Source organism: Streptomyces sp. NPDC059355, from assembly GCF_042752335.1.
Taxonomy (GTDB): Bacteria; Actinomycetota; Actinomycetes; order Streptomycetales; family Streptomycetaceae; genus Streptomyces.
Map to the genome: position 1 here is coordinate 250,857 of NZ_JBHYXN010000005.1, position 23,874 is coordinate 274,730.

Consider the following 23,874-nt stretch of genomic DNA (forward strand, 5'->3'; position numbering starts at 1 on the left):
GCTTCTCTCAGGGGAAGGTCGGGCGCGTGTGCGGGGGTTCGCCGGGATCGGTGGGCACGCCGGTTCACTCGAGGGTGACGACGGTGGGGCGGCCGAGGTCGGGGCCGTCACGCAGTGGCAGATCGGCGCCGGGGCGCTCCAGTTCGAGGAGGACGATCTCGTTCCGGCCGGTCCGCCAGAGGGGCGCGGGGGCGTAGAGCGTGCGCTGCGGGCCGCGGGGGGTGTCGTAGTGGCCGAGGAGGAAGCCGTTGAGCCAGACGAGGCCGGTGCCCCAGCCGGAGAGGTCGAGGAATCCGTCGGCGGCGGCGCCCGGGAGGGCGTGGGTGAAGCGGTGGAAAGCGGGTCGGCTCGTGTCCTGCGGCGCTTCCCGGGTGTACGGCGACCAGCCGAGGCCGGTCAGGTCGGTGAGCGGGAGCGGCCGGATCTCCCACTCGAACAGCTGCTGGTGGCCGTGGCGGACACCGCGCCAGATGCCCTTGCGGTCGTCGAGCAGCGGGCCGTAGTTGACCCGGCCCTGGGCCCGGACGAGGACGTCGAGGACGACTCCGTCCTCACCAACGGCCAGGTCGAGTCCCTCGTCGGGGCGGTTGCGGTCGAGGATGCCGAGGGGCTCGCCGTCGGCGGACACGTACGCGCGGTCGCCGAGGCCGTCGATCCGGACGGGCATGGAGGGGCGCGGCCCGGTGACGGTGGTGCGGTAGTGGATCAGCCCGTGGGACTGGCCCAGCTTCTCCATCGGCTCGGGCGCCGGGCGCAGCGCTGGTTCCCCGCCGAGCACGTCGAGGTGGTCCATGAGCGCGGCTGTGCCGGCGGGGACGGCGAGGGCCGGGGTGATGCGGGGCGGCGGCTCGGGCAGCGGGCCCTCGGGCAGTGCCACGTACTTGCCGATGACCTCGCGGAACGCGTGGAACTTCGGGGTGAGTTCACCGGCCTCGCCGATGGGGGCGTCGTAGTCGTAGCTGGTGACGGTGGGCTGGTAGCCGGGGTCGCCGGGGCGGGATCCGGTGTGGTTGGCGCCGGCCCAGAAGCCGAAGTTGGTGCCGCCGTGGGCCATGTAGAGGTTGACCGAGGCGCCGGTGGCGAGGAGTTCGTCGAGGGACCGCGCCGCGTCCTCGACGGCGCGGACGTGGTGGTCCTCGCCCCAGTGGTCGAACCAGCCGATCCAGAACTCCATGGCGGCGAGCGGGCCGGTCCGCTGGTAGCGGCGCAGGTGGGCGAGGCGTTCGGCGGGCAGCGCGCCGAAGGTGGCGGTGGCGAGCCGGCCGGGGAGCGTGCCGCCCTGGAGCATGGCGTCCTCGGGCCCGTCGGCGGTGAACAGGAGGCAGTCCACTCCGCGTTCCACCAGTGCCCGTTCCACGTGTGCCCGGTAGCGGGTGTCGTTGCCGTACGACCCGTACTCGTTCTCGATCTGGACGGCGACGACCGGACCGCCGCGGCTGGTGAGCAGGGGCAGCAGCTCGGGCGCGACGAGGTCGAACCAGCCGTCGACCTCGGCCTCGAAGCGCGGGTCCGAGCAGCGCAGGTGGAGGCCGTCGACGGCGAGGAGCCGGGCGGGCAGGCCGCCGAAGTCCCATTCGGCGCAGATGTACGGGCCGGGGCGGACGATGGCGTCGAGGCCGAGGCCTTGGGCGGCGCGCAGGAAGCGACCGAGGTCGCGCGGGCCCGTGAAGTCGGCCTTGCCCGGGGCGCTCTCGTGGAAGTTCCAGGGGACGTACGTGTCGACCGTGTTGGCACCGAGTGCGCGCAGCCGCCGCAGCCGGTCCTCCCACAGGTCCGGATGGACCCGGAAGTAGTGCAGGGCTCCCGAGACGATGCGGTGGGGGCGCCCTGCGCGCCGGAATCCGTCCTGGTCGTACGTGAGCATGCGCTGACTCCCGAGAGAGGTCGTGATGCCGTGAGGTGCGGGACGCCGCCGAATATATGAACGCGGCGGCAGGCCGTCAATGACCGGTTGATCGGAAACGATCGAATCGATCGGTTCGGTTCTCTATGATGGCGGGGACACGGCGCGGACAGGGATGCCGTCGGAAGACCGCAGGGGGTAGGGAAACCTTGAGACCACATGTGGACCAGCGGCAGGCGCAGGTGCTCGCGCTCGTCCGGGCGCGGGGCAGTGTGCGCGTGGCGGACCTGGCACGGGAGCTGGGCGTCTCGCCGGTCACCTTGCGGCGCGACATCGAGGCCATGGCGGCCCGGGGCGAGATCCACCGGATGCACGGGGTGATCAGCCGGGTGGAGACCGGGCGTCCGGGCGGCGCGGCGACGGCGGGGCGGGCGTCGGCACCGGTGGGGACGGAGACGGCCGCGTCGATGGCGGGCCCGTCCGGAGGCCGGGCGGGCTCTGCGGCTGCCGAGGGGCTGGTGGTCGGGATGGTCGTGCCGACCACGGAGTACTACTACGCCGACGTCGCCCGCGGGGCCCGTGAGGTGGTCGAGGCACACGGGGCGCGGCTGACCGTGGGGCTGACCCGGTACCTGCCGGGCGAGGACCGGACACAGGCGGACCGGCTGCTGTCCACCGGGGCGGACGGGCTGCTGCTCACCCCGAACTGGGATGCCGGTTCGCCCGGCCCCGGCGAGGGGGCGTGGACCGCGGAGCTGCCGGTTCCGACGGTGCTGGTGGAGCGTTGGGCCCCGCCGGGGCATCCGGCGGCGGCGCTGGACCGGGTGGCCTCCGACCACGCGCACGGCGCGGCGACGGCGGTGCAGCACCTGGTGGAGCGGGGGCACCGGCGGATCGCACTGGCCAGCCGTGCGACACCGACGACGCCGCGGCTGCGGGCCGGGTACGAGGCGGCGGTGGCCGCGCTCGGCCTGGAGCCGGCGCCGCCGTGGCCGGCGGCCGGGCCGGGCCCGCTCTCGGACGCCGATCTGTTCGCGCGGACGCTGGAGTACCTGTGCGAGGCGGTGACGGCGGGTGGGGTGAGCGCCGCCCTGATCCACAGCGACACCGACGCGATCATGCTGATCCCGAGACTGCAGGCGCGCGGGGTGCGGGTACCGGAGGACCTCGCGGTGATCACGTACGACGACGAGGTGGCGGGGCTGGCCGACGTACCGCTCTCGGCGGTGGCGCCGGCCAAGCGCGAGGTGGGGGCGCGGGCGGCGGGGCTGCTGCTGGACCGGCTGACGGCGCCGGGGGCCGCCACGGGTGCCGGTGAGGGTCCGCGGCAGCACGTGGAGCTGCTCCCGCGATTGACGATCCGCTCATAAAGAACAGGGAGAGGCTCATTGGGCGATCATTTCGATCGAGTTGTGCGTTCGCTCTTGACGGTGTGCCTGTTCGCACAAAAGATGGGCCGCGTTCTCCCATCCGCCGCCGTCTGCGGTCGTCCGTAGGAGCCACTCCATGTCGCGCAGCTTCCGTTCCTCCCGCATGCCCCGATTCGTTCTGACCGTCTCGGCCGCCTCCCTGTCCCTGCTCGCCACCGCGTGCGGCGGGGAGGCGAAACCGGGCGGGTCCGCGACGGCCGGCGGCTCGCCGGAGCAGCCCGTCACCGTCACCTACTGGTCCTCGTCCGCGGGAGCCCGGCAGACGGCGGACGCGTTCAACACGACGCACCCGAACATCCGGGTGCGGTTCTCGGCGGTGCCGGGCGGGCCGGACGGGGCGGCGAAGCTGGCCAACGCCGTCAAGGGCGGCAACGCGCCGGACATCGCGACGATGGACTACTCGGCGCTCCCGGAGTTCGCGAGCGGCGGCAACCTGGAGGACCTGAGCGGGACTTCCGGGAAGCTCGTATCGGAGAAGTTCCCGGAAGCGGTCCAGTCGCTGGTGAAGCCGGGCGGAAAGACCTGGGCCGTCCCCTTCGACGTCACCCCCCTCGAACTCTTCTACCGGAAGGACATCTTCGAGAAGCACGGGGTGGCCGTGCCGACGACGTGGGACGAGTACAAGGCGGCCGGGGAGAAGATCCACCAGGCCGACCCGTCGGTGAGGATCACGAACCTCGGCGGCGGCGACCCGGCGGTGCTCGCGGGCCTCTCCTGGCAGGCGGGCGCCCGGTGGTACGGCACCGAGGGCGAGAAGTGGAAGGTCGCGATCAACGACCCCGCCTCGAAGAAGGTGGCGGAGTACTGGAACGGCCTGATGGCCTCCGGGGTGGTGTCGAAGACCCCCCTGTGGGGTGAGGGCGAGGCGAAGGAACGCTCGTCCGGGCAGGTCGCCACCGTCATCGGCGCGGCGTGGACGGCGGGCACCTTCCTGGCGAACTATCCCGACCTCAAGGGGAAGTGGGGCATAGCCCCGCTGCCGACCTGGGACGGCAAACCCGCCACCGGCATGTACGGAGGCACCTCGTACATCGTGCCGAAGGGCAGCAAGCAGACCAAGGCCGCGGCGGAGTTCATCGCGTGGGTCACCACCGACCCGGAGGCGGTCAAGGCGCGGCTCAGCTCGCTGAAGTCGCCGAGCAGCGCCCTGCCGGCCAATGCCGAGATGCGGGCCGAGGCCGCGAAGCTGTTCGACACGACGTACTTCGAGGGGCAGGACCCGTACGGCCTCGCCGGCGCGGCCGCGGCGACCATCGTGCCCGGCTGGACCTGGGACCCGGTCCACCTCCAGGTCGATTCGGCGCAGAACGCGACCGGCCCCGACCTGGTCAAGGCCCTGAGCGAGGGGCAGTCGGCCGCCGAGAAGGCCATCAAGGACCGCGGCCTGGGCCTGGCCGGCTGATGCCGCGCACCGACTCCGCCGGAGGCAGCGGCGGGGCGGCCGCCTGGTTCATGGCGCCCTTCTTCCTCCTCTTCGCGCTCGTGACCGTCGCCCCCATCGGGTACGCCGCCTGGCTCAGCCTCTTCCGCGAGGAGCGGTCCGGGCTCGGATTCGGCGGGGCCCAGCGGGTCTTCAGCGGAATCGGGAACTACACCGAGGCCCTGACCGATCCCCTCTTCCTCGCCTCGTTCCGCCACGTCGCCGTCTACTGCCTGCTCTACATCCCCGTCATGGTCGGCGGCGCGCTGCTCCTCGCCCTGCTGCTGGACTCCGTCCTCGCCCGAGCCCGGCGGTTCTTCCAGATCGCCTTCTACCTGCCGCACGCCGTCCCCGGCCTGATCGCCGCGATGGTCTGGCTCTACCTGTACACGCCCGGCCTCAGCCCCGTCCTCGACGTGCTCGACTCGGCCGGGGTCTCCTGGGACTTCTTCGGCCGCGACGAGGCCCTGCTGTCCGTGGTCAACATCTCGGCCTGGCAGTGGATGGGCTACAACATGATCATCTTCTTCGCCGGGCTCCAGGCCGTCCCCCGAGAGACCCTGGAAGCCGCCACCATGGACGGCGCCGGAGCCATCCGCATCGCCTTCCAGGTCAAGGTGCCGAGCATCCGGCCCACGATCGTCCTGACCGTCCTGTTCACCTGCGTCGGCGCCGTCCAGCTCTTCGACGCCCCGCAGCTGCTCCGGCTGCGGGCCACCGAAATGGGCGAGTCCTGGTCCCCGACCATGTACGTCTTCAGCGCCGCGTTCAAGGGCCACGACTACGGACTGGCGGCCGCGAGCGCGCTGCTCCTCGCCCTGGTCGCCGGAGCCGCCTCGTACGTCGTCACCAAGCTCGGCAACCGCTGGAGGTCCGCATGACCGCCTCACTCGCCGCCGCCGCCGGCGCAGCCGGGGCGGCCGGCGCGGCCCCGGGCCCGGGGCGCAGGGCGGGCGGCGGCCTGCTCTCCCGTACCGCCGTCAACGCCGTCCTCCTCCTCGTCGCCGCGTACACCCTGATGCCCCTGGCCTGGCTGGTCCTGGCCGCCACCAAGAACCGCCGGGACCTCTTCGCCACCGACCCCTACGCCTTCGGCGACTTCAGCCTCTTCACCAACCTCGGCGAGGTCTTCACGTACAACGACGGCATCTTCGGCCGCTGGCTCGCCAACAGCCTCCTCTACACCGTCGTCGGCTCCACCCTCTCCGCCCTCATCAGCCTGGCGTGCGGTTACGCGTTCCACGCCTACGAGTTCCGGCACAAGGAGAAGCTCTTCGGCGTCGTCCTCGCCGGGGTCCTCGTCCCCGCCACCGTGCTCCAGCTGCCGCTGTACCTGATGGCCTCGGCCGCCGGCGCCGTGAACACGTACTGGGCCTACCTGGTGCCCGTCCTGGTCAACCCCTTCGGCGTCTACCTGGCCCGGGTGTTCGCCGAGGGATACGTCCCCGACGAGGTGCTGGCCGCCGCCCGCGTCGACGGCGCGGGTGAACTGCGGCTCTTCGCGCACGTGTCGTTCCCGATGCTGTGGCCGGGGTTTGTGACCATCTTCCTGTTCACCTTCACGGCGATCTGGAACAACTTCTACGGCGCGCTGACCATGCTGAACGACGAGCGGCTCTACCCCGTCAGTCTGGGCCTGTTCATGTGGAACCGCAGCGTCTACCAGCAGCCCGAGCTCTATCCCCTGGTGATCACCGGTTCACTCGTCGCCGTCGTCCCGCTGGTTCTGGCCTTCCTCGGCCTGCAGCGGTTCTGGCGCTCGGGTCTCACCGCAGGAGCCGTCAAGTGACCCACCACCTCTTCCCCGCCGCACCCCCCGGTGCCCGGCGCCGCCCCGCCACCGTGCTCGCCATGAGCCCCGGCACCCGGGCCGCCGTCCTCAGCGGCCGCATGCTGCCCGAGCTGGTCCGGGTCGCCGATGTGGACACCGACCTGCTGCTGACGGGCTTCGAGCACGACGAGCCCGAGCTCCGGCGCCGTCTGGCGGACGCCGAAGTGCTGTTGACCGGCTGGGGCTGCCCGCCGCTCGACGCCCAGGCGCTGGAGCGGATGCCGCGGCTGCGCGCCGTGGTGCATGCCGCCGGCAGCGTCAAACACCATGTCACGGAGGCCTGCTGGGAGCGCGGGCTGCTGGTCTCCAGCGCCGCCGCCGCCAATGCCGTGCCCGTCGCCGAGTACACGCTCGCCGCGATCCTGTTCGCCAACAAGCGGGTCCTGGAATCCGCCCACGCGTACCGGGCGGCGCGCGGCCCGATCGACCTGCTGCGCCGCTACCCGGCCGTCGGCAACTACCACCGCACCGTCGGCGTCGTCGGCGCCTCGCTCATCGGGCGCCGCGTGATGGAGCTGCTGCGCCCCTTCGACCTGCGGGTGCTCGTCCACGATCCGTACGCCGACCCCGGCGAGCTCGGCGCGCTGGGCGGCGAGTCCTGCGTGCTCGACGAACTGCTGCGCCGCAGCGACGTGGTGACCCTGCACGCCCCCGCGCTCCCGCAGACCCTTCACCTGCTGGACGCCTCGCGGCTGGCCCTGATGCCGGACGGCGCCACGCTGGTCAACACCGCGCGGGGATCGCTCGTCGACACGGTGGCGCTGACCGAGGAGCTGGTCGCGGGGCGGCTGCACGCCGTGCTCGACCACACCGAGCCCGAGGTGCTGCCCGCCGGGTCCCCGCTGTACAACCTCCCGAACGTGCTGCTCACCCCTCATGTGGCGGGCTCGCTGGGCGGGGAGCTCGACCGGCTCGCGGCGACGGCGGTCGAGGAGCTGGAGCGGTACGCCCTGGGGCTGGACTTCCGCTACGCCGTCGACCGGGGCCGGCTCGCCTACTCGGCCTGAGCCGGCGCACTCGCTCCCTCGGCCACCAGCCGCTCCAGGTATTCCCGGCCCCGCGCGAGCCGACCCGGCAGCTCGGCGGCGCCGGGATACCAGCGTTTCTCGTACTCCCAGCAGAGCCAGCCGTCCTGCGGCACGGAGGCCACCGCCTCGGCGAGCGGCAGCACCCCCGCGCCGAGCCCGAGCGGGGTGAGCTCCTGCGCCGACGCCACGTCCTTCACCTGTACGTAGCCCAGGTGCCGGTCCAGCGCCCGCCGCGACTGCGCCGGCGACTCGCCCCCGAGCCAGGTGTGCAGTACGTCCCACAGCGCCCCCGCGCCGCCCTGCCCGACCCGGTCCAGCACCCGCGCGGCGGCGGCTCCGGTCCGGTGCGAGTCGTGTGTCTCGAGGAGGATCCGCACCCCGTGCCGCTCGGCGGACGGCGCGGCGGCGGCCAGCCTGCGGACGGCATGGGCATCGGCGGCGGAATCGGGCTGCCCGGCGCCTCCGGGGAACACCCGGACGTACGGGGCTTCGAGGTCGGCGGCGAGCCGGATCAGGGCGTGCAGTTCGGCGAGGACCGGCTCGTCCGCGCCGGCGGCGGCCACCCGGGCGTAGCCCGCGACTGCGAGGACCTCGACCCCGGCGGCGGTGAGGGTGCGCAGGCCCGCCGCCCGGTCCGCCGGAGGGCTGTCGGGGTGCAGGGGCTCCTCGGGGTGGGCGCGCAGCTCCAAGCCCTCGTAGCCGTGGGCGGCGGCGAGGGAGGCGCTGCGCTCGAGCGGCGCCCCGGGCAGGCCGAGCGTGGAGAAGGCATACCTCACGGACGGCTCCCCTCATGCGGGGGTGGTGCGGTGGAACCGCGCACCATGAGCTCGGTGGGCAAGGTGGTGATGCCGCCGGGCGGCAACGGCCTGCGGCCGGTGACCAGCTGGGCGGCGAGTATGCCGGCCTCGCGCAGCGGTACGCGGACGGTGGTGAGGGCGGGGGCGGTGTCCACGCAGACCGGGAGGTCGTCGAAGCCGGCGACGGAGACGTCCCCTGGGATGCGCAGGCCTGCCTCGCGCAGGGCCGCGGCCACTCCGGTGGCCACGGTGTCGTTGGCCGCGGCGACGGCGGTGAAGGGTGCCCCGCGGCGCAGCAGCTCGCGGGTGGCGTCGTAGCCGGCGGAGCGCTCGAAACCGGCGTGCACCGTGAGCGGGTCGCAGGCTTCGGGCAGGTCGGGATCGTGCCGGCGCAGCGCCTCGCGGTGGCCGCCGAGCCGCTCCCGGGTGGTGCTCAGCCCCGGCGGGCCGGCGACGTACGCGATGCGACGGTGGCCGAGCGACAGCAGGTGCTCGGCGAGGCGGAAGGCGCCGCCCCGGTCGTCGAACATGACGGTGGCGACGGGCAGTGCGGCAGGTACGGGCAACGGGGGCCGCCCGCACAGCACGACGGGGGCGCCGGCGTCCGCCATCCGGGTGATGCGCGCGGCGAGGGCGGCGGTGTGCCCGGGCTCCTCGACGGCGCCGCCGGTCAGGACCACCCCGCCCGCGCGCTGGCCCTCCAGCAGGGTGAGGTAGGCGAGTTCGGCTTCGGGGGCGCCCTCGGTGTTGCAGACGACGGCGAGGCGGCGGGGATCGCCCTGGCCGGTCGGCGCGAGGGCTCTCTGAAGGGATCCGGCGAGGATGCCGAAGAAGCTGTCCGCCACATCGTGGACGAGGACGCCGACCAGGTCGGAGGTGGCGGCCGCGAGGGCGCGGGCAGGGCCGTTGGCCACGTAACCGAGCTCTTCGACGGCCTGTTCCACACGGGTCCGGGTGCCGCCGGCCACCGGGTATCCGCCGTTGAGCACCCGCGAGACCGTCGCGGGCGACACGCCCGCGTACGCCGCGACCTCGGCGAGAGTCACCGCCATCTTTCACCCCTCCTGCTCGTCCCGGGCCATCGTCTCATCCGGGTGTGGATCTCCATACTCCCCGATTCAGAAAGCGCTTTCCATCACTCGAACGAGTGTTGCGCGGCGCTCAGGCCCGGCCCTAGCCTGATGGGAGTGAAAGCGCTTTCTATCGGACGACGGGCATGAAGGAGGGGACACCGTGGAGCGCAGGACGATCAAGATCGCCATGAACGGCGTGACCGGGCGGATGGGATACCGCCAGCATCTGGTCCGCTCGCTGCTCGCCCTGCGCGAGCAGGGCGGGCTGGACCTCGGCGACGGCCGGTCGCTGTGGCCCGAGCCGGTGCTGGTCGGGCGCCGGGAGCCGGCGCTGCGGGCCATCGCCGAGGAGCACGGGCTGGAGCACGTGAGCACGGACCTGGCGGCCGTGCTGGCCGACCCCGAGGTCGAGATCTACTTCGACGCGCAGGTCACCGGCGCCCGCGAGGCCGCGGTCCGGCAGGCCGTGGCGGCGGGCAAGCACGTCTACTGCGAGAAACCGACCGCTCTGAGCTTCGCCTCCTCACTGGAGCTGGCCCGGCTGGCCGCGGAGGCCGGGGTCAAGCACGGGGTCGTCCAGGACAAGCTGTTCCTGCCGGGGCTGCTGAAACTGAAGCGGCTGATCGAAGGCGGCTTCTTCGGCGAGATCCTGTCGGTGCGCGGGGAGTTCGGGTACTGGGTGTTCGAGGGGGACTGGCAGCCCGCCCAGCGGCCGTCCTGGAACTACCGGGCGCAGGACGGCGGGGGCATCGTCGCCGACATGTTCCCGCACTGGGAGTACCTGCTGCACGAGCTGTTCGGCCGGGTCCGCACGGTGCAGGCACTGGCCCGTACGCACATCGGGCGCCGCTGGGACGAGGAGGGCAAACCGTACGAGGCGACCGCGGACGACGCCGCGTACGGAGTCTTCGAGCTGGAGGGCGGCGCCGTCGCGCAGATCAACTCCTCCTGGGCGGTGCGGGTCCACCGTGACGAGCTGGTGGAGTTCCAGGTGGACGGGACGCAGGGGTCGGCGGTCGCCGGGCTGCGCGGCTGCCGCATCCAGCACCGGGGGACGACGCCCAAACCGGTGTGGAATCCCGATCTGCCGCAGACGGAGGCCTTCCGCGCCCAGTGGCAGGAGGTCCCGGACAACGGCCCGTTCGACAACGGCTTCAAGGCCCAGTGGGAGCTGTTCCTGCGCCATGTCGTCCTCGACGAGCCCTGGCGGTGGGACCTGCTGGCCGGCGCGCGCGGGGTGCAGCTCGCCGAGCTGGGGCTGCGGTCCTCCGCGGAGGGCCTGCGGCTGCCGGTGCCGGAGGTGGTCCTGTGAGCATCCGGCTCCCGGCGGCGGACGGCGGATATCGTCTGCACCGGCCCCGTACCGATCCGCTCGCCCCGCTGGTCCGCGGTCCGGCGCGCAGCCGCAGGTTCTATGCGGCGGCGCACGTGGTGGCGGATCCGCTCTCCGCCTGCGCCGGCGGCCCGGACGCCCAGGCCGGCCCGGCGGTGGACTGGGAAGCGACGCTGGCCTTCCGGCACCGGCTGTGGGCACAGGGCCTCGGGGTCGCGGAGGCCATGGACACGGCGCAGCGCGGGATGGGCCTGGACTGGCCGGCCGCGGCGGAGCTGATCCGCCGGTCGGCCACCGAGGCCCGGGCGGTGGGCGGCCGGATCGTCTGCGGCGCGGGCACCGACCAGCTCGCCCCGGGCGGCGGCCACACGCTGACCGCGATCGCCGCCGCGTACGAGGAACAGCTCGCGCATGTCGAGTCCTGCGGGGCGGGAGCCGTGTTGATGGCCTCTCGCGCTCTGGCGGCCGCGGCGCGTGGCCCGGAGGACTATGCGCAGGTGTACGGGAGGCTGCTGCGGCAGAGTGCCCGGCCGGTCGTACTGCACTGGCTGGGCCCGGTGTTCGACCCGGAGCTGGCCGGCTACTGGGGGCACGCCGATCTCGACGCGGCCACCGAGGTGTTCCTCAAGGTGATCGCCGACTGTCCGGAGAAGGTGGACGGGATCAAGGTCTCGCTGCTGGACGCGGAGCGGGAGAGGGAGATCCGGCGCAGACTCCCGCCGGGCGTGCGCTGCTACACGGGCGATGACTACCACTATCCCGAACTGATCGCCGGGGAGCGGGACGGGGAGCCGGGAAGCGATGCCCTGCTGGGCGTCTTCGGCCCGATCGCCCCGCTGGCCGCGAGGGCCGGGCTCGCCCTGGACCGGGACGACCCCGTCGGTTTCCGCGCGTTGCTGGATCCGACGGTGGCGTTGTCCCGGCACCTGTTCGCCCCGCCGACCCGCCACTACAAGACCGGGGTGGTGCTGCTGGCCTGGCTGGCGGGGTACCAGGAGCACTTCACGATGCTGGGCGGGCTCCAGTCGGCCCGGCCGCTCCCCCACCTGGCCACCGCTTACGAACAGGCCGATCTGCTGGGGCTGTTCCCCGATCCGGAGCTCGCCGAGGCGCGGATGCGGCAGCTCCTCGCGGTGTACGGGGTGGCGTCGTGAGCCGGGGAGCGGCCCCGGCCCGGTTCAGCCTCAACCAGGAGACCGTCCGGCAGTGGTCGATGCCCGAGCTGGTCGACGGGTGCGTCGCGGCCGGGGTGGGCGCGGTCGGGCTGTGGCGGGATCCGGTGCGGGAGTTCGGGCTGCGCGAGACGGCGAAGCTGGTCGCCGGGGCCGGGCTGCGGGTCAGCTCGCTGTGTCGCGGCGGGTTCTTCACCGCCGCCGATCCGCTGGGGCGGGCGGCGGCCCTCGCGGACAACCGCCGGGCCGTGGAGGAGGCCGCCGAGCTGGGCGCCGACGTACTGGTCCTGGTCTCAGGGGGCCTGCCCGAGGGCGACCGGGACCTGGTGGGGGCGCGGCGGCGGATCGTCGACGTCCTGGGTGAGCTCGCCCCGTGGGCGGCCGCGCACGGGATACGGCTGGGGATCGAGCCCCTGCATCCGATGTTCGCGTCGGACCGCTGTGTGGTCTCCACGCTCGGCCAGGCCCTGGACATCGCCGAGCGGTTCCCGGCGCAGCAGGTGGGAGTGGTCGCCGACTCCTATCACCTGTGGTGGGACGAGCGGCTGCCCGCCGATCTGCGCCGGGCGGGTGCGGGCGGGCGGATCGTGTCGGTCCAGGTGGCCGACTGGGTGACCCCGCTGCCGGCCGGGGTGCTGCTGGGGCGGGGGCAGTTGGGCGACGGCTGTATCGATCTGCGGGCGTTCCGGGAGCTGGCCGACGTGGCCGGCTACCGCGGGCCGGTGGAGGTGGAGATCTTCCATCCGGGGCTCTGGGCGCGAGACGGTGCCGAGGTGCTGCGGGAGGTGATCGACCGTTACCGCGCGCACGTGGCCTGAGGCGCGCGAGCCGAAGCACATGGCCTGAGCCGTTCCGAGTGGGGCAAGTGACGGGCCGGCGGGGGCCGGTACGGGATCGGAAAAGGAGCATGCGATGACAGACGTGTGGAGTCGGCGCGCCTTCCTCTCCGCCGCGGGCGGGGGTGCGCTCCTGCTGGGAGCGCCCGCCGCTCGGGCGGGGGCCGCGCCGGCGGACGAGGTGCACGAAGCCATACGGGCGGTGTGGCGCGGGCTCCTCCTGGGTGGTGACGTCCCCGCCGCGGCCGAGCCGTTCCGGTCGAGACTCGCCGATCTCGGCGTCCTGGCCGGCGGATGGCGTTCCGCCATGGCTCCGGCGGCCGGCTCGCTCTGGCCCGACCTGGGGTACGGCAGCGATCCCGAGATGATGATGCAGAGCTACTACCGGCTGCGGACGATGGCCGAGGCGTACGTCCGGCCCGGGACCGGGGTCACCGGGGATGCCGGGCTGCGCACGGCCCTGCTGACGGGGCTGGACCATCTGCACGCGGACGTCTACCACGCCGGCCAGGTGCGGTACGGGAACTGGTACTGCTGGCAGATCGGCGCCCCGCAGGCCCTGCTGGACCTGTGCGTGCTGCTGTACGCCGAGCTGCCGGCCGCCCGGTCGGCCGCGTTCTGCGCGGCCGTCGACCATTTCGTCCCGGACTCGGTCGTCGGCTCGTACACCGGGACCAGTACGGGGGCGAACCGGGTGGACCTGTGCCGGGTGCTGGCGCTGCGCGGGGTGGTCGGCGGGGACTCGGCGAAGACCGCCCTGGCCCGGGACGCGCTCGCGCCGGTGTTCCCGTACGTCACCGCGGGCGACGGGCTCTACCGGGACGGGTCGTTCGTGCAGCACACCTGGGTGCCGTACACGGGGACGTACGGGGCGGTGCTTCTCGGTGGGCTGGGGATGCTGTTCGCCCTGTTGAAGGGCACTGCGTGGGAGGTCACGGACCCCGGGGCGCAGATCGTCTTCGACGCGGTGGAAGGGGCCTGGGCACCGTTCCTCTTCAACGGGCTGATCATGGACTCCGTGTCGGGGCGGGCGGTGAGCCGGGGTCTGATGGTCGCCGATCCGCGGCAGGTGCAGCAGGACGGCCATGCCCGGGGGCATGCGGTGCTGGCCGCGATCCTGCTCCTCGCGGAGGGCGCGAGCGCAGCCGAGCGGGCACGCTGGCGGGGGCTCGTGAAGGGGTGGATGGCCCGGGACTACTTCAGCCGCCCCCTCGCGGACGCGACGCTGTCCCTGTCCTCGCTGGCCCGCCTGGCGGAGGTCGACGCCGACGCGTCGGTCGCGGCACTGCCCGAGCCGGTCGGGCACCGGCTGTTCGCGTCCATGGACCGGGCCACGCACCGCCGGCCCGGCTGGGCGGCCTCGCTGTCCATGGCCTCGAAGCGGATCGCCCACTACGAGACGGGCAACGGGGAGAACCTGCGCGGCTGGCACACCGGGAGCGGGATGCTCTCCTGGTGGGGGGCCTCGTACGGCAACGGCCAGTACTCGGACGCCTTCTGGCCCACGGTGGACCCGTACCGGCTGCCGGGGACCACGGTGTCGCGGAAGGTGCTCGCCGACGGGGCGGGCGGCGACTGGGGGGCGTCCCGGCCCGACGCGGTCTGGGTGGGCGGGACGACCGACGGGGAGTTCGCCTCGCTGGGCCAGCAGCTGCGGGGCCTGGGGAGTACGCTCACGGCCCGCAAGTCCTGGTTCTTCCTCGCCGACACGATCGTCTGCCTGGGGGCCGGGATCCGCTGCTCGGACGGGGCCGCGGTCGAGACGGTGGTCGACAACCGCAATCTGGGCGCGGCCGGGACCCATGCCCTCACGGTGGGCGGTACGGTCCAGCCGGCCGCGCTCGGCTGGTCGGCGGCCTTCCCCTCCCCCGGCTGGGCCCATCTGGCGGGCTTCGGCGGGTACGTGATGTCGGGCACGGGCTCGTTCAAGGCCCTGCGGGAGGCGCGTGCGGGCCGGTGGAGCGAGATCAACCGGGGCGGCTCCACCACGGCCCTGACCCGGCGCTACCTCACCCTCTGGTACGACCACGGCGAGGACCCCGCCGGAGCGGGGTACGTCCACCAGGTGCTGCCGGGCGCGACGGCGGCCCGGACCGCCGCCAGAGCCGCCACCGCCGGGTGGCTCGTGGTGCTCGCCAACTCGGAGACGGCGCAAGGGATCTCGGTGCCCTCGCTCGGCTTCACCGGGGTCAACTTCTGGCAGGCGGGGTCGGCGGGCCCCCTGGAAGCGGGAGCACCCTGTTCGGTGACGGTCCGGGAGAGACCGGACGGCACGGCCGTGGTCTGCGTCGCGGACCCGGCCCGGGCCCTGACCTCGCTGACGCTGGTGTGGGACCGCCCCGTCGCCGCGGTGCTGTCCCGCCCGCCGAGCCTGGTCTCGGAGGCCACGGGCGGACAGCTGCGGCTCGGCTTCGGGAACCTGACCGCGGCGGCGGGCGCCGGCCGGCAGGTGGTGGTCCGGCTGGGGTGAGGCGTCAAGCGTGACATAACGTGCCCTTCATGGATCAGGAGCACATAGCCGGGGCCGGGGACGGCGACGGCGCGGACAGGCGGCGGTTCCTCGCGATCGCGACGGGAGCGGCCACCGCCGCCGGGCTCGGGGCCGTGGCCGGCTGCGGGAACGGGGCAGCCGGCGGGGCAGCGGGGAAGAGCGAGGGCAAGGGGGCGAAGCCCGGCGGGGCGGCGGGGAAGGGCGGGCCGGCCGGTTTCGACGTCAAGGCCGAGAACGCCAAGCCGGGGCATGCCGATTGGCGTGTGACGAAGGCCGGGCCGGCCCGGGCCGTCGAGGGCTTCGCCGACAAGGTCAGCGTCCTGCCCGGCGAGTCCTTCGGCCTGCACGTGTCCACCACCGCGCCCCGGTTCACCGTCTCCGCCTACCGGATGGGCTGGTACGGCGGCGCCCGGGCCCGGCTGGTGTGGCGGTCCGAGGCGCTGCCCGGCGTGCGCCAGCCCGAGCACACGGTGGATCCCGCCACCCGGACGGTCCGCACCCGGTGGCCCCGTACCACCACCGTCGAGACCAAGGACTGGCCCGAGGGCTGCTACCTGCTGCGGCTCGACGCACAGGGCGGCGAGGGCCAGCGCTTCGTCCCGGTCACCGTCCGCTCGGCGGCGGGCGCGGGCCGTACGGTCGTGGTGAACGCGGTGGCGACCTGGCAGGCGTACAACCGGTGGGGCGGCTACGGCAGCTACGACGGCCCCAGCGGCGGCTACGCCTCGCGCTCCCTCGCCGTCACCTTCGACCGGCCGTACGAGTACGACGACGGCGCGGGCCTGTTCCTCGTGTACGAGGCCCCGCTGCTCGCCCTCGCCGAGCGGCTCGGCATACCCCTGGCCTACGCGACGACGACCGACGTCGCGCGGGAGAAGCGGCTGCTGGAAGGGGCCTCGGCGGTCCTCTCCCTCGGCCACGACGAGTACTGGTCGCCCGAGCAGCGGGCCCACTTCACCGCGGCCCGGGACGCCGGGACCAACCTCGCGATCCTCGGCGCGAACTGCTGCTTCCGCCGGATCCGGCTGGAGCCCTCCGATCTCGGGCCCGACCGTACGGTGGTCTGCTACAAGTCGGCCTACGACCAGGACCCCGGCTTCAAGCGCGGCCGGCGGGCCACCGTGGACTTCCGATCGGCGCCCGGCGCCGATCCGGAGAGCTCACTGCTCGGCGTGATCTACGACGGCTACCCGGTGGACGCCCCGTACGTGGTGACCCACCCCGGCCACTGGCTGTTCGAGGGAACCGGCGTACAGGCCGGCGACCGTTTCCCCCACCTGGTGGGTGTGGAGTACGACAAGGTCGACACGGGGTTCCCGACACCCCGGCCGATCGAGATCCTGGCCCACTCCCCCGTGGTGTGCGAGGGTCGGCCCAGCCACCAGGACACGGCGTACTACACGGTTCCGAGCGGTGCGGGCGTGTTCGCGACCGGGACCATGCGATGGGTGGAGGCCCTGGACGCGACGGGCGACGGCCACGGCGGCGCCAACCACGGCCTCGACGCGAAGGCCGGTGCGCTGACCACCCGGGTGACGGAGAACCTGCTGCGGGCGTTCGCCGCGGGCCCGGCGGGGCGCGCACACCCCGCGCAGGACAACGTCAAGGCGGTGTACGGGAGTTAGGATCGCACTCACGGCATCGCGTGTCGGTCACCGACCGGGTGAGGCATGGAGGTGCCCGTGATGTGCCTTGCGGAGGCATTCACTCATGTCAGTGCAGCTGAACCACACGATCGTCCACGCCCGGAACAACCGGGAGGCCGCGCGATTCCTGGCGGACGTCCTCGGCCTTGAAGTCGGGACCGAATGGGGCCCGTTCGTCCCCGTCAGCACCGCCAACGGCGTCACCCTCGACTTCGCGACCGTCCCGGCCGACTCCCTCACCACCCAGCACTACGCGTTCCTCGTGTCCGAAGAGGAATTCGACGTGTCGTTCGGAAGGATCCGGGCGGGCGGGATCCCGTACTTCGCCGATCCCCACATGAAGCAGCCGGGCGAGATCAACCACAACGACGGCGGCCGCGGCGTCTACTTCCTGGACCCGTCGGGCCACGGGATGGAGATCATCACCCGTCCGTACGGCCACCAGGAGCCCACGGCCGGCTGACCGGCCGGACCGGTGCGTCCGCCTCCCGCTCACTTCCCGTCGAGCGGGAGGTAGACGATGTTCGGTGCGGCGCCGGCCGGATGGGTGGTGATGCGGGTGCGGACCCCGTACACCTCGGCCAGCAGGTCCTCGGTCAGCACCTCCGCCGGCGTCCCCGAGGCCGCCACCCGGCCGCCCGCCAGTACGTACAGGCGGTCGCAGTACGAGGCCGCCAGGTTGAGGTCGTGCAGCACGAGCAGCGCGGTGGCGGGCAGCGTGCGGACCAGGGCGAGGATCTCCAGCTGGTAGCGGATGTCCAGGTGGTTCGTCGGCTCGTCGAGCGCGAGCAGGCCCGGCTCCTGGACGAGGGCGCGGGCCACCAGGGCCCGTTGCCGTTCGCCGCCGGAGAGCCCGTCGTACCGCCGGCCCGCGAAGCCGCTCGCACCGACGGTCTCCAGGGCCTCGGCGACGCGCCGGGCGTCGTCCGGGCCGTCCTGCTCCCAGAAGCGCTTGTGCGGGCTGCGCCCCATCGCGACCACCTCGCGGACGGTCAGCCCGAAGGTCCCCGCCGCGTCCTGCGGGACGACAGCGACCCGCCGGGCCCGGTCCTTGGCGCCCAGCCGCGCCGCGTCCTCGCCGTCCAGCAGCACCCGGCCGGCGGTGGGCCGCAGGGTCCCGTAGACGCAGCGCAGCAGCGTGGTCTTGCCGCTGCCGTTGGGGCCGACCACCCCGACCGTTTCGCCGGGCCGGGCGATGAGGCCGACTCCGTGCAGCAGCGTGTGCCCGTCGGTCTCGTAACGCACGGCCTCGACGGCGAGTTCCACCGGCCGGCGCCCGCTCATCCGGCCACCCCCTCGACCCGCGTCGAGCGGCGCAGCATCCACAGGAAGAAGGGGCCGCCGCCGACGAGCGCGGTGACCACGCCGACCGGTATCTCCTCGGGCGCCGCGGCCGTACGGGCGACCAGATCGGCCAGGGTCAGGAACACGGCCCCGCCCAGCGCGGCCACGGGCAGCAGCGCCCGGTGTCCGGCGCCGACCACCATCCGGGCGGCGTGCGGAACCATGAGCCCGACGAACCCGATGGCGCCGCTGTACGCGACGAGCACGCCGATGACGAGGGAGGTGAGGACGAAGACGGCGGCGCGGAAGCGCCCGGTGTCCAGGCCGAGGGTCCGCGCGCCCTCCTCCCCCGCGAGGAGCAGGTCCAGCGGCCGGGCGAGCGCGATCAGCAGAGCGGTGCCGACGAGCAGCGCGGCGGCGGGCAGGGCGAGTTCGTCCCAGCGGGCGCCGCCGAGGCCGCCCAGGGTCCAGAACAGGACGGACCGGATCTGGTCGGGGTGCGCGGCGAGCACCAGCACCAGGCTGGTGAGCGCGGACAGGATGTACTGGACGGCGACCCCGGCGAGGATCAGCCGGCCGGTGGTCAACGCGGCGCCGCGCCGGGCCATGGCGTAGACGGCGACGAGCGCGCCCATCGACCCGGCGAAAGCGGCGGCCGGCACGCCCAGGGCCCCGATCCCGCCGAGGGCGCCCGCCGTACCCGCGGCTCCGGCACCGAAGACGAGGACGAGGACGGCGCCCAGCGAAGCCCCGGACGAGGCCCCCAGCAGGAACGGATCGGCGAGCTGATTGCGCACGAGGGCCTGCAGGACGGTGCCCGCCACGGCCAGCCCGGCTCCGACGACCGCCCCGAGCAGCACCCGCGGCATCCTCACGTCCCACACGATGGAGGCGAAGGCCCCGGTGCGCTGTCCGGGTCCGCCGAGCACGATGTCGAGGACCCGGCCTGGGGCGATCCGTACCGGCCCCAGGGCGAGCCCGGCGACGGCGGACGCGAGGAGCGCGGCGGCGAGGAGCACGAGGACGAGCGGCGTACGGGGGCGGCTCACGCGGCGTCGGGGTGGAGCTGGCGGCCCAGGGACTCCACGGCGTCGGCGACGCGCACGCCGAGGACGGCCGAGGACAGGGGCAGCACCACGAACCGCTTGTTCTTGATCGCGGGAACCTCCGCCAGCGCCGGGTCGTTCAACAGGCGCTGCTTCTTGGCTTCGACGGTGGTGCCGCCGTAGTCGTAGATGAGGACGACCTCGGGCCGCCGCTCGATGACCTTCTCCCACGACACGTCACCGAAGGTGCCCTTGAGGTCGGCGAAGGTGTTCGTCCCGCCCGCCAGCGAGACGATCTCGTTGCCGATGCCGCCTCCTCCGGAGGTGAAGGCGGTGCCCTCGCCCGAGTCGTAGACGAAGACGGCCGGCTTGGGCTTGTCCTTGACCCGGGCGGTGACGGCATCGATGCGGCGCTGCTCGTCCTCGATGAGGCGCGCGCCGCGCTCCGGCACGCCGAAGGTGCGCGCGACCTCGGTGATCTCGGTCTTCAGCTGTTCGAGGCCGACCGGGCCGGTGCTGCAGTACTCCACACTGAGCCGGGAGTTGATGCCGGCCTTGGCGAGTCCCTCGCGGTCGCGCCCCTGCGCCTTGTCGAAGGCGCTCGTGTAGCCGCCGTAGACGAAGTCCGGGTCGGCGCCGAGGAGGACCTCCTTCGAGGGGTACTCCTCGGCCAGCACCTTGATCTTGTCGTAGGCGGGCCGGTAGGCGGGCAGCACCGAGTCGTCGAGGTAGGCCGTCGCGGCCATCCGGTCCTGGAGGCCGAGGGCGAGCAGGATCTCGGTGGCGTGCTGGTTCATCGTGACGGCCCGCCGCGGCGGGGCCTGGTAGGTGCTGCTGACACCGCAGTTGGTGACGGTGTACGGAAACCCCGGCGCGGCGGCAGCGGCCGCGGGCTCGTCACCCGACGGGGGTGAACCGCCGCAGGCGGCCAGGGGTATCAGGAGCGCGATCGGGACGAGTGCGCGCAGAACGGCGCGGGAACGCGGCATGGCGGAGCCTCTCCGGGGGATCCTCGTCCCTGGTCGACGTGAAGAGGCGATGCGTCAGTGTCTGACTCCCGGTCCGCGCGGGGACCGGTCACAGTGGCGGGACCGCACCGGATTCGCACCGGTTTCCTGTCCTGCACCGCCTGGGGGTGGTTCGCCCCAGTCTGCCAGACGGCCTCGAAACGCCGCCGGGCCCGCCCCCTTGGAGGGGACGGGCCCGGCGCCGCGTACTGCTTGCAGGGGCGGCAGGATTCGAACCTGCGGCATCTGGTTTTGGAGACCAGCGCTCTGACCAGCTGAGCTACGCCCCTTCGGTGAGGAAACTCTGACATGGAGCGCCCCGGAGATCCAAATGGATTTGGGGTCGAGCGGGTGGAAGTCCGGCCCGCGTGGGGGCGCCGGCGGCCCGGAGCCAGCCGGTCAGGACACATTTTCCCTGGTCAGGGCGGCATCCCGCGGAGTCTTGCCGCCGTACCCGATCCAGTCGACGTCCACCCGATCGGACAGGAGGTACCGGGCGGTGGACAGTTGACCTCCGCGCCGGCAACGAGCCCGGCGGGGCCGCCCCCGCCCCGGTCCCTGTCGGTCCGAGTTCCGAACACCCCCTTGACCCGCCTGGTCCAGACCAATAGTTTCCGGCATGCACCGCGCACGCGTCCCGCACCGCTCCCGCCTCCGCAAAGGAAGCCCATGCGCCGCAGCATGCCCGGCAGGTCGGCCGTCGCCGCCTGTTCCCTCGCCCTGCTCACCGCCCTCGCACCCGCCGCCGCCGCGCAGGCCGACGGCGGGCACGACCGCTCGTACAAGCGGGTCGGGTACTTCACCCAATGGGGCGTCTACGGACGGGACTTCCAGGTCCAGGACCTCGAGACAAGCGGCACCGCCGGCAAGCTCACCCACATCAACTACGCCTTCGGCAACATCAGCGCGGAGGGCAAGTGCTTCACCGGCAACGTGCCCGGCGAGGCCGACGCCTGGGCCGACTACGTACGCCCGCTCGACGCCGCGAACTCCGTCGACGGGGTCGCCGACACCGCGGAGCAGCCGCTCGCCGGCAACTTCAACCAGCTGCGCGAGCTCAAGGCCAAGCACCCGGGCCTCAAGGTCCTCCTCTCGCTGGGCGGTTGGAGCTGGTCCACGCACTTCTCGGACGCCGCCCTCACCCCCGCCTCCCGCAAGGCCCTCGTCCAGTCCTGCATCGATCTCTACATCAAGGGCAACCTGCCGCAGGACGGCGCCCGCGGCGGCTCGGGCGCGGCGGCCGGCCTCTTCGACGGGATCGACCTCGACTGGGAGTGGCCGGGCTCGGCCGGTGACACGGACACCACATACCGCCCCGAGGACAAGCAGAACTTCGCGGCGCTGGTGAAGGAGTTCCGTACACAGCTCGACGCGTACGCACGCGGCCAGAAGCGGAAGGAGAAGTACGAGCTGACGGCGTTCGTCCCGACCGCCCCCGCCAAGATCGACGCGGGCTTCGACGTCCGCCGCATCATGCGCGACCTGGACTTCGTGAACCTCCAGGGGTACGACTTCCACGTCTCCGGCGAGCCGGTCACGGCCCAGCAGTCCGCGCTCCGCGCCCGCGGCGACTTCAGCGTTGCCGGCACGGTGGAGGCCTGGCGCCACCGCGGGGCGCCGGCGAACAAGCTGGTGATGGGCATGCCGTTCTACGGGCAGGGCTGGACCGGGGTCAGCGGCGGCGGGGACGGCATGGGCCGGCCGGCGACCGGCCCGGCGCCCGCGACCTGGGCGGCCGGGTACGAGGACTACAAGGCGCTGAAGAAGCTCGCCGATTCGGGCACGTACAAGGTCTACCGCGACCGCCGGGGCGGCCACGCCTGGCTGTTCGACGGCAGCACGCTGTGGACGTACGACGACCCGCAGGTGCTCCGGACCAAAACCGAGTACATCCGCGAGAACGGCCTGGGCGGCGCGATGTTCTGGTCCCTGGACGCGGACACCGCCGACGGCGAGCTGACGACGGCCGTCGACCGGGGGCTGCACGGCCGCTGACCGGCCGCGACAGCGGCCACAGGGCCACCCGACCGGCGCCGCCGGGCCGCGGAAATCGACCCGGCCCGGCGGCGTCCCACCACAAACGCTCGCCGCCATGGAGATCACGACGGTACGGGCGGTCGACCGACGCACCACGCGCCGAGCCCGGCAGGCGGTGACCGGTGACCGGTGACGAGGACGCCGATCGCGCGGCGATCGACGCCTGGGCGGCGGACCGTACCGGCGGGCCGATCGGGCGGATGCCCGTCCTGTCGGAGGAGGAGTCCCCGCTGCTCCTCGCCTCGGCGCTCGCGCCGGGGCTGCGACTGAAGTGGGCGGAGCCCTTCAGAGAACTGCCCTGCCGACACGCCCAAGGCCCGTGGCAGGGGCGCAAGCCGCGCGGTCTGTACCGCACCGCTTCCACACCGGACCCGGTCCGCGTGACCGCAGGAGGCACGACGGAGCCGGTCGCGAACCACGGCCTTCACGGTCCGCGCCGAGCACGATCTGCCGGAGCGCGCCCGCCTCTTCGGACCGGAGACGGCGACCGGCGAGGAGCGGGGCCGCTTCCCGGGCATCAGCCCGAAACCGTCGGCCGGCGCTCACCCGCGGGCCGGTCGCCCACCCCGTTAACCTCACCCCATGACCTCCGAAACGATCACCGCGGCAGCATCCGGCACCTGGCGGCTCGGCGACCTCGCCGTCCGCCGCATCGGCTTCGGCGCCATGCGCCTGACGCACCTGGCCGACGGCTCGCCCACCGACCGCGAGCGGGTCGTCTCCGTACTGCGGCGGGCCGTCGGGCTCGGCGTGAACCACATCGACACCGCCTCCTTCTACTTCTCCCCCACCCGCTCCGCCAACGAGCTGGTCAACCGCGCCCTGGCCCCCTACGCCGACGACCTCGTCATCACGACCAAGGTCGGACCGGGCCGCGACAGCGCCGGCGTGTGGTGGTGGGCCACACCCGAGCAGCTGCGCGGGCAGGTCGAGGAGAACCTGCGCCAGCTGGGCCGGAACCACCTGGACGTGGTCAACCTGCGGGTCCCGCGCCGGGAGAGCTCGGGGTCGATCGCCGAGCACTTCGGCGCACTGGCCGAGCTGCGCACGGCGGGGCTCATCCGCCACCTCGGCGTGTCCAACGTACGGCCCGACCACCTGGCCGAGGCCCTGGCCATCGCACCGGTCGTCTGCGTGCAGAACCCGTACGGGATCGGTTCTCCCGCCGAGGACCACGCCTTCCTCGACGCGTGCGGGCAGCAGGGCATCGCCTTCGTGCCGTTCTTCGCGATCGCCGGCGCGGGCAAGGAGGCCGGGGTGGTCGCGGAGGAGGCCGGGCAGGTGCGGGCCGTCGCCGAGGCCCACGGCGTGTCGGCGGCGCAGGTGCGGCTCGCCTGGACCCTGAACCGCGGCCCGCACGTGCTCGCCATCCCGGGTACCGGGAACCCGGACCACCTCGTCGAGAACATCGCCACCGGGGCGCTGCGGCTGACCCCGGAGGAGATCGCGCTGCTCTCAGCCGTCTAGCGCCCGTCCGGCGCCGCCTCCGCGGTGGGCGGCGGCCAGGGCCGCCGTTTCGGGGAACGCGGGGACACGGCCCGTGCCTCCGCGGCCGGAGACCGAGAGGGAGGCCGCCGCCATGCCGTACGCGACGGCGTCG

General features: G+C 73.3%; 19 protein-coding genes, 1 tRNA gene and 1 riboswitch. Of the genes, 13 read left to right on the plus strand and 7 right to left on the minus strand.

The genetic code is table 11. The annotated features are described in order from the left end of the window. Positions 1 to 64: 64 nt before the first annotated feature. Positions 65 to 1,864 carry a beta-galactosidase family protein gene (locus ACFXGI_RS07570; protein ID WP_384704488.1) on the minus strand — a complete coding sequence of 600 codons (1,800 nt, stop codon included), beginning with the start codon at positions 1,862 to 1,864 and terminating at the stop codon, positions 65 to 67. A 188-nt stretch (positions 1,865 to 2,052) separates the two neighbouring features. Between ACFXGI_RS07570 and ACFXGI_RS07575 the strand changes: the two genes are divergently transcribed. The 5 genes from ACFXGI_RS07575 (at position 2,053) to ACFXGI_RS07595 (ending at position 7,531) form a co-directional block, all read left to right on the plus strand. Then, a complete protein-coding gene (locus ACFXGI_RS07575; RefSeq protein ID WP_384704490.1) occupies positions 2,053 to 3,213 on the plus strand; it encodes a substrate-binding domain-containing protein in 1,161 nt (386 codons plus the stop codon). A gap of 136 nt (positions 3,214 to 3,349) precedes the next feature. Continuing rightward, on the plus strand, positions 3,350 to 4,675 hold the full coding sequence (locus tag ACFXGI_RS07580) for an ABC transporter substrate-binding protein (RefSeq protein WP_384704492.1): 1,326 nt from the start codon (positions 3,350 to 3,352) through the stop codon (positions 4,673 to 4,675). After that, positions 4,675 to 5,574 carry a carbohydrate ABC transporter permease gene (locus tag ACFXGI_RS07585; RefSeq protein ID WP_384704494.1) on the plus strand — a complete coding sequence of 300 codons (900 nt, stop codon included), beginning with the start codon at positions 4,675 to 4,677 and terminating at the stop codon, positions 5,572 to 5,574. Before ACFXGI_RS07580 ends, ACFXGI_RS07585 begins: the two co-directional genes overlap by 1 nt. Further along, positions 5,571 to 6,482 carry a carbohydrate ABC transporter permease gene (locus ACFXGI_RS07590; protein ID WP_384704496.1) on the plus strand — a complete coding sequence of 304 codons (912 nt, stop codon included), beginning with the start codon at positions 5,571 to 5,573 and terminating at the stop codon, positions 6,480 to 6,482. The genes ACFXGI_RS07585 and ACFXGI_RS07590 overlap by 4 nt, the downstream gene beginning before the upstream one ends. Next, positions 6,479 to 7,531, plus strand: coding sequence for a hydroxyacid dehydrogenase (locus tag ACFXGI_RS07595; protein ID WP_384704498.1), 1,053 nt, complete (start codon positions 6,479 to 6,481; stop codon positions 7,529 to 7,531). The genes ACFXGI_RS07590 and ACFXGI_RS07595 overlap by 4 nt, the downstream gene beginning before the upstream one ends. Here ACFXGI_RS07595 and ACFXGI_RS07600 read toward each other — a convergent pair. After that, complete coding sequence (locus tag ACFXGI_RS07600) at positions 7,519 to 8,328, minus strand: sugar phosphate isomerase/epimerase family protein (protein ID WP_384704500.1); 810 nt, start codon at positions 8,326 to 8,328, stop codon at positions 7,519 to 7,521. The two genes, ACFXGI_RS07595 and ACFXGI_RS07600, sit on opposite strands and share 13 nt — an antisense overlap. Continuing rightward, positions 8,325 to 9,401, minus strand: a complete 1,077-nt coding sequence (locus tag ACFXGI_RS07605) for a LacI family DNA-binding transcriptional regulator (protein WP_384704502.1) — start codon at positions 9,399 to 9,401, stop codon at positions 8,325 to 8,327. Before ACFXGI_RS07605 ends, ACFXGI_RS07600 begins: the two co-directional genes overlap by 4 nt. Before the next feature lie 208 nt (positions 9,402 to 9,609). On the opposite strand from ACFXGI_RS07605, the gene ACFXGI_RS07610 reads away from it, so the two are divergent. From ACFXGI_RS07610 to ACFXGI_RS07635, 6 genes are all read left to right on the plus strand, one after another. Continuing rightward, positions 9,610 to 10,734, plus strand: coding sequence for a Gfo/Idh/MocA family protein (locus ACFXGI_RS07610; RefSeq protein ID WP_384704545.1), 1,125 nt, complete (start codon positions 9,610 to 9,612; stop codon positions 10,732 to 10,734). Further along, positions 10,731 to 11,909, plus strand: coding sequence for a dihydrodipicolinate synthase family protein (locus ACFXGI_RS07615; protein WP_384704504.1), 1,179 nt, complete (start codon positions 10,731 to 10,733; stop codon positions 11,907 to 11,909). Before ACFXGI_RS07610 ends, ACFXGI_RS07615 begins: the two co-directional genes overlap by 4 nt. A 59-nt stretch (positions 11,910 to 11,968) precedes the next feature. Beyond that, positions 11,969 to 12,745, plus strand: coding sequence for a sugar phosphate isomerase/epimerase family protein (locus ACFXGI_RS07620; RefSeq protein ID WP_384704547.1), 777 nt, complete (start codon positions 11,969 to 11,971; stop codon positions 12,743 to 12,745). Positions 12,746 to 12,839: 94 nt separating this feature from the next. After that, positions 12,840 to 15,233: a polysaccharide lyase 8 family protein gene (locus ACFXGI_RS07625; protein ID WP_384704506.1), complete on the plus strand. Its 2,394-nt coding sequence runs from the start codon at positions 12,840 to 12,842 to the stop codon at positions 15,231 to 15,233. 29 nt (positions 15,234 to 15,262) lie between these two features. Further along, positions 15,263 to 16,879 (plus strand): N,N-dimethylformamidase beta subunit family domain-containing protein, encoded by a 1,617-nt coding sequence (locus tag ACFXGI_RS07630; protein ID WP_384704508.1) that lies wholly within the window; start codon positions 15,263 to 15,265, stop codon positions 16,877 to 16,879. 85 nt (positions 16,880 to 16,964) lie between these two features. Further along, a complete protein-coding gene (locus ACFXGI_RS07635; protein WP_384704510.1) occupies positions 16,965 to 17,363 on the plus strand; it encodes a VOC family protein in 399 nt (132 codons plus the stop codon). Positions 17,364 to 17,392: 29 nt separating this feature from the next. Here ACFXGI_RS07635 and ACFXGI_RS07640 read toward each other — a convergent pair whose 3' ends face one another. The 4 genes from ACFXGI_RS07640 to ACFXGI_RS07655 form a co-directional block, all read right to left on the minus strand. Beyond that, complete coding sequence (locus ACFXGI_RS07640) at positions 17,393 to 18,184, minus strand: ABC transporter ATP-binding protein (protein ID WP_384704512.1); 792 nt, start codon at positions 18,182 to 18,184, stop codon at positions 17,393 to 17,395. Further along, entirely contained in the window at positions 18,181 to 19,233 is a 1,053-nt protein-coding gene (locus tag ACFXGI_RS07645; RefSeq protein WP_384704514.1) for a FecCD family ABC transporter permease, read from the minus strand. Before ACFXGI_RS07645 ends, ACFXGI_RS07640 begins: the two co-directional genes overlap by 4 nt. Then, a complete protein-coding gene (locus tag ACFXGI_RS07650; protein WP_384704515.1) occupies positions 19,230 to 20,219 on the minus strand; it encodes an ABC transporter substrate-binding protein in 990 nt (329 codons plus the stop codon). The genes ACFXGI_RS07645 and ACFXGI_RS07650 overlap by 4 nt, the downstream gene beginning before the upstream one ends. Before the next feature lie 55 nt (positions 20,220 to 20,274). Then, positions 20,275 to 20,349: riboswitch (cobalamin riboswitch) on the minus strand. Between the two features lie 104 nt (positions 20,350 to 20,453). Next, positions 20,454 to 20,527 (minus strand) — tRNA-Trp (locus tag ACFXGI_RS07655). A gap of 379 nt (positions 20,528 to 20,906) precedes the next feature. On the opposite strand from ACFXGI_RS07655, the gene ACFXGI_RS07660 reads away from it, so the two are divergent. Next, a complete protein-coding gene (locus ACFXGI_RS07660) occupies positions 20,907 to 22,232 on the plus strand; it encodes a glycoside hydrolase family 18 protein (RefSeq protein WP_384704517.1) in 1,326 nt (441 codons plus the stop codon). A gap of 624 nt (positions 22,233 to 22,856) precedes the next feature. Continuing rightward, on the plus strand, positions 22,857 to 23,741 hold the full coding sequence (locus ACFXGI_RS07665; RefSeq protein WP_384704519.1) for an aldo/keto reductase: 885 nt from the start codon (positions 22,857 to 22,859) through the stop codon (positions 23,739 to 23,741). Positions 23,742 to 23,874 lie beyond the last annotated feature (133 nt).

Excerpts from the sequence above, each read along its gene's own strand:
- ACFXGI_RS07650 (WP_384704515.1), bottom strand. The coding sequence starts at position 20,219 with ATGCCGCGTTCCCGCGCCGTTCTGCGCGCACTCGTCCCGATCGCGCTC.
- ACFXGI_RS07665 (WP_384704519.1), top strand. The coding sequence starts at position 22,857 with ATGACCTCCGAAACGATCACCGCGGCAGCATCCGGCACCTGGCGGCTC.
- ACFXGI_RS07630 (WP_384704508.1), top strand. The coding sequence starts at position 15,263 with ATGGATCAGGAGCACATAGCCGGGGCCGGGGACGGCGACGGCGCGGAC.
- ACFXGI_RS07610 (WP_384704545.1), top strand. The coding sequence starts at position 9,610 with ATGAACGGCGTGACCGGGCGGATGGGATACCGCCAGCATCTGGTCCGC.
- ACFXGI_RS07620 (WP_384704547.1), top strand. The coding sequence starts at position 11,969 with ATGCCCGAGCTGGTCGACGGGTGCGTCGCGGCCGGGGTGGGCGCGGTC.
- ACFXGI_RS07570 (WP_384704488.1), bottom strand. The coding sequence starts at position 1,864 with ATGCTCACGTACGACCAGGACGGATTCCGGCGCGCAGGGCGCCCCCAC.
- ACFXGI_RS07660 (WP_384704517.1), top strand. The coding sequence starts at position 20,907 with ATGCGCCGCAGCATGCCCGGCAGGTCGGCCGTCGCCGCCTGTTCCCTC.
- ACFXGI_RS07585 (WP_384704494.1), top strand. The coding sequence starts at position 4,675 with ATGCCGCGCACCGACTCCGCCGGAGGCAGCGGCGGGGCGGCCGCCTGG.
- ACFXGI_RS07635 (WP_384704510.1), top strand. The coding sequence starts at position 16,965 with ATGTCAGTGCAGCTGAACCACACGATCGTCCACGCCCGGAACAACCGG.
- ACFXGI_RS07605 (WP_384704502.1), bottom strand. The coding sequence starts at position 9,401 with ATGGCGGTGACTCTCGCCGAGGTCGCGGCGTACGCGGGCGTGTCGCCC.
- ACFXGI_RS07590 (WP_384704496.1), top strand. The coding sequence starts at position 5,571 with ATGACCGCCTCACTCGCCGCCGCCGCCGGCGCAGCCGGGGCGGCCGGC.
- ACFXGI_RS07625 (WP_384704506.1), top strand. The coding sequence starts at position 12,840 with ATGACAGACGTGTGGAGTCGGCGCGCCTTCCTCTCCGCCGCGGGCGGG.
- ACFXGI_RS07580 (WP_384704492.1), top strand. The coding sequence starts at position 3,350 with ATGTCGCGCAGCTTCCGTTCCTCCCGCATGCCCCGATTCGTTCTGACC.
- ACFXGI_RS07640 (WP_384704512.1), bottom strand. The coding sequence starts at position 18,184 with ATGAGCGGGCGCCGGCCGGTGGAACTCGCCGTCGAGGCCGTGCGTTAC.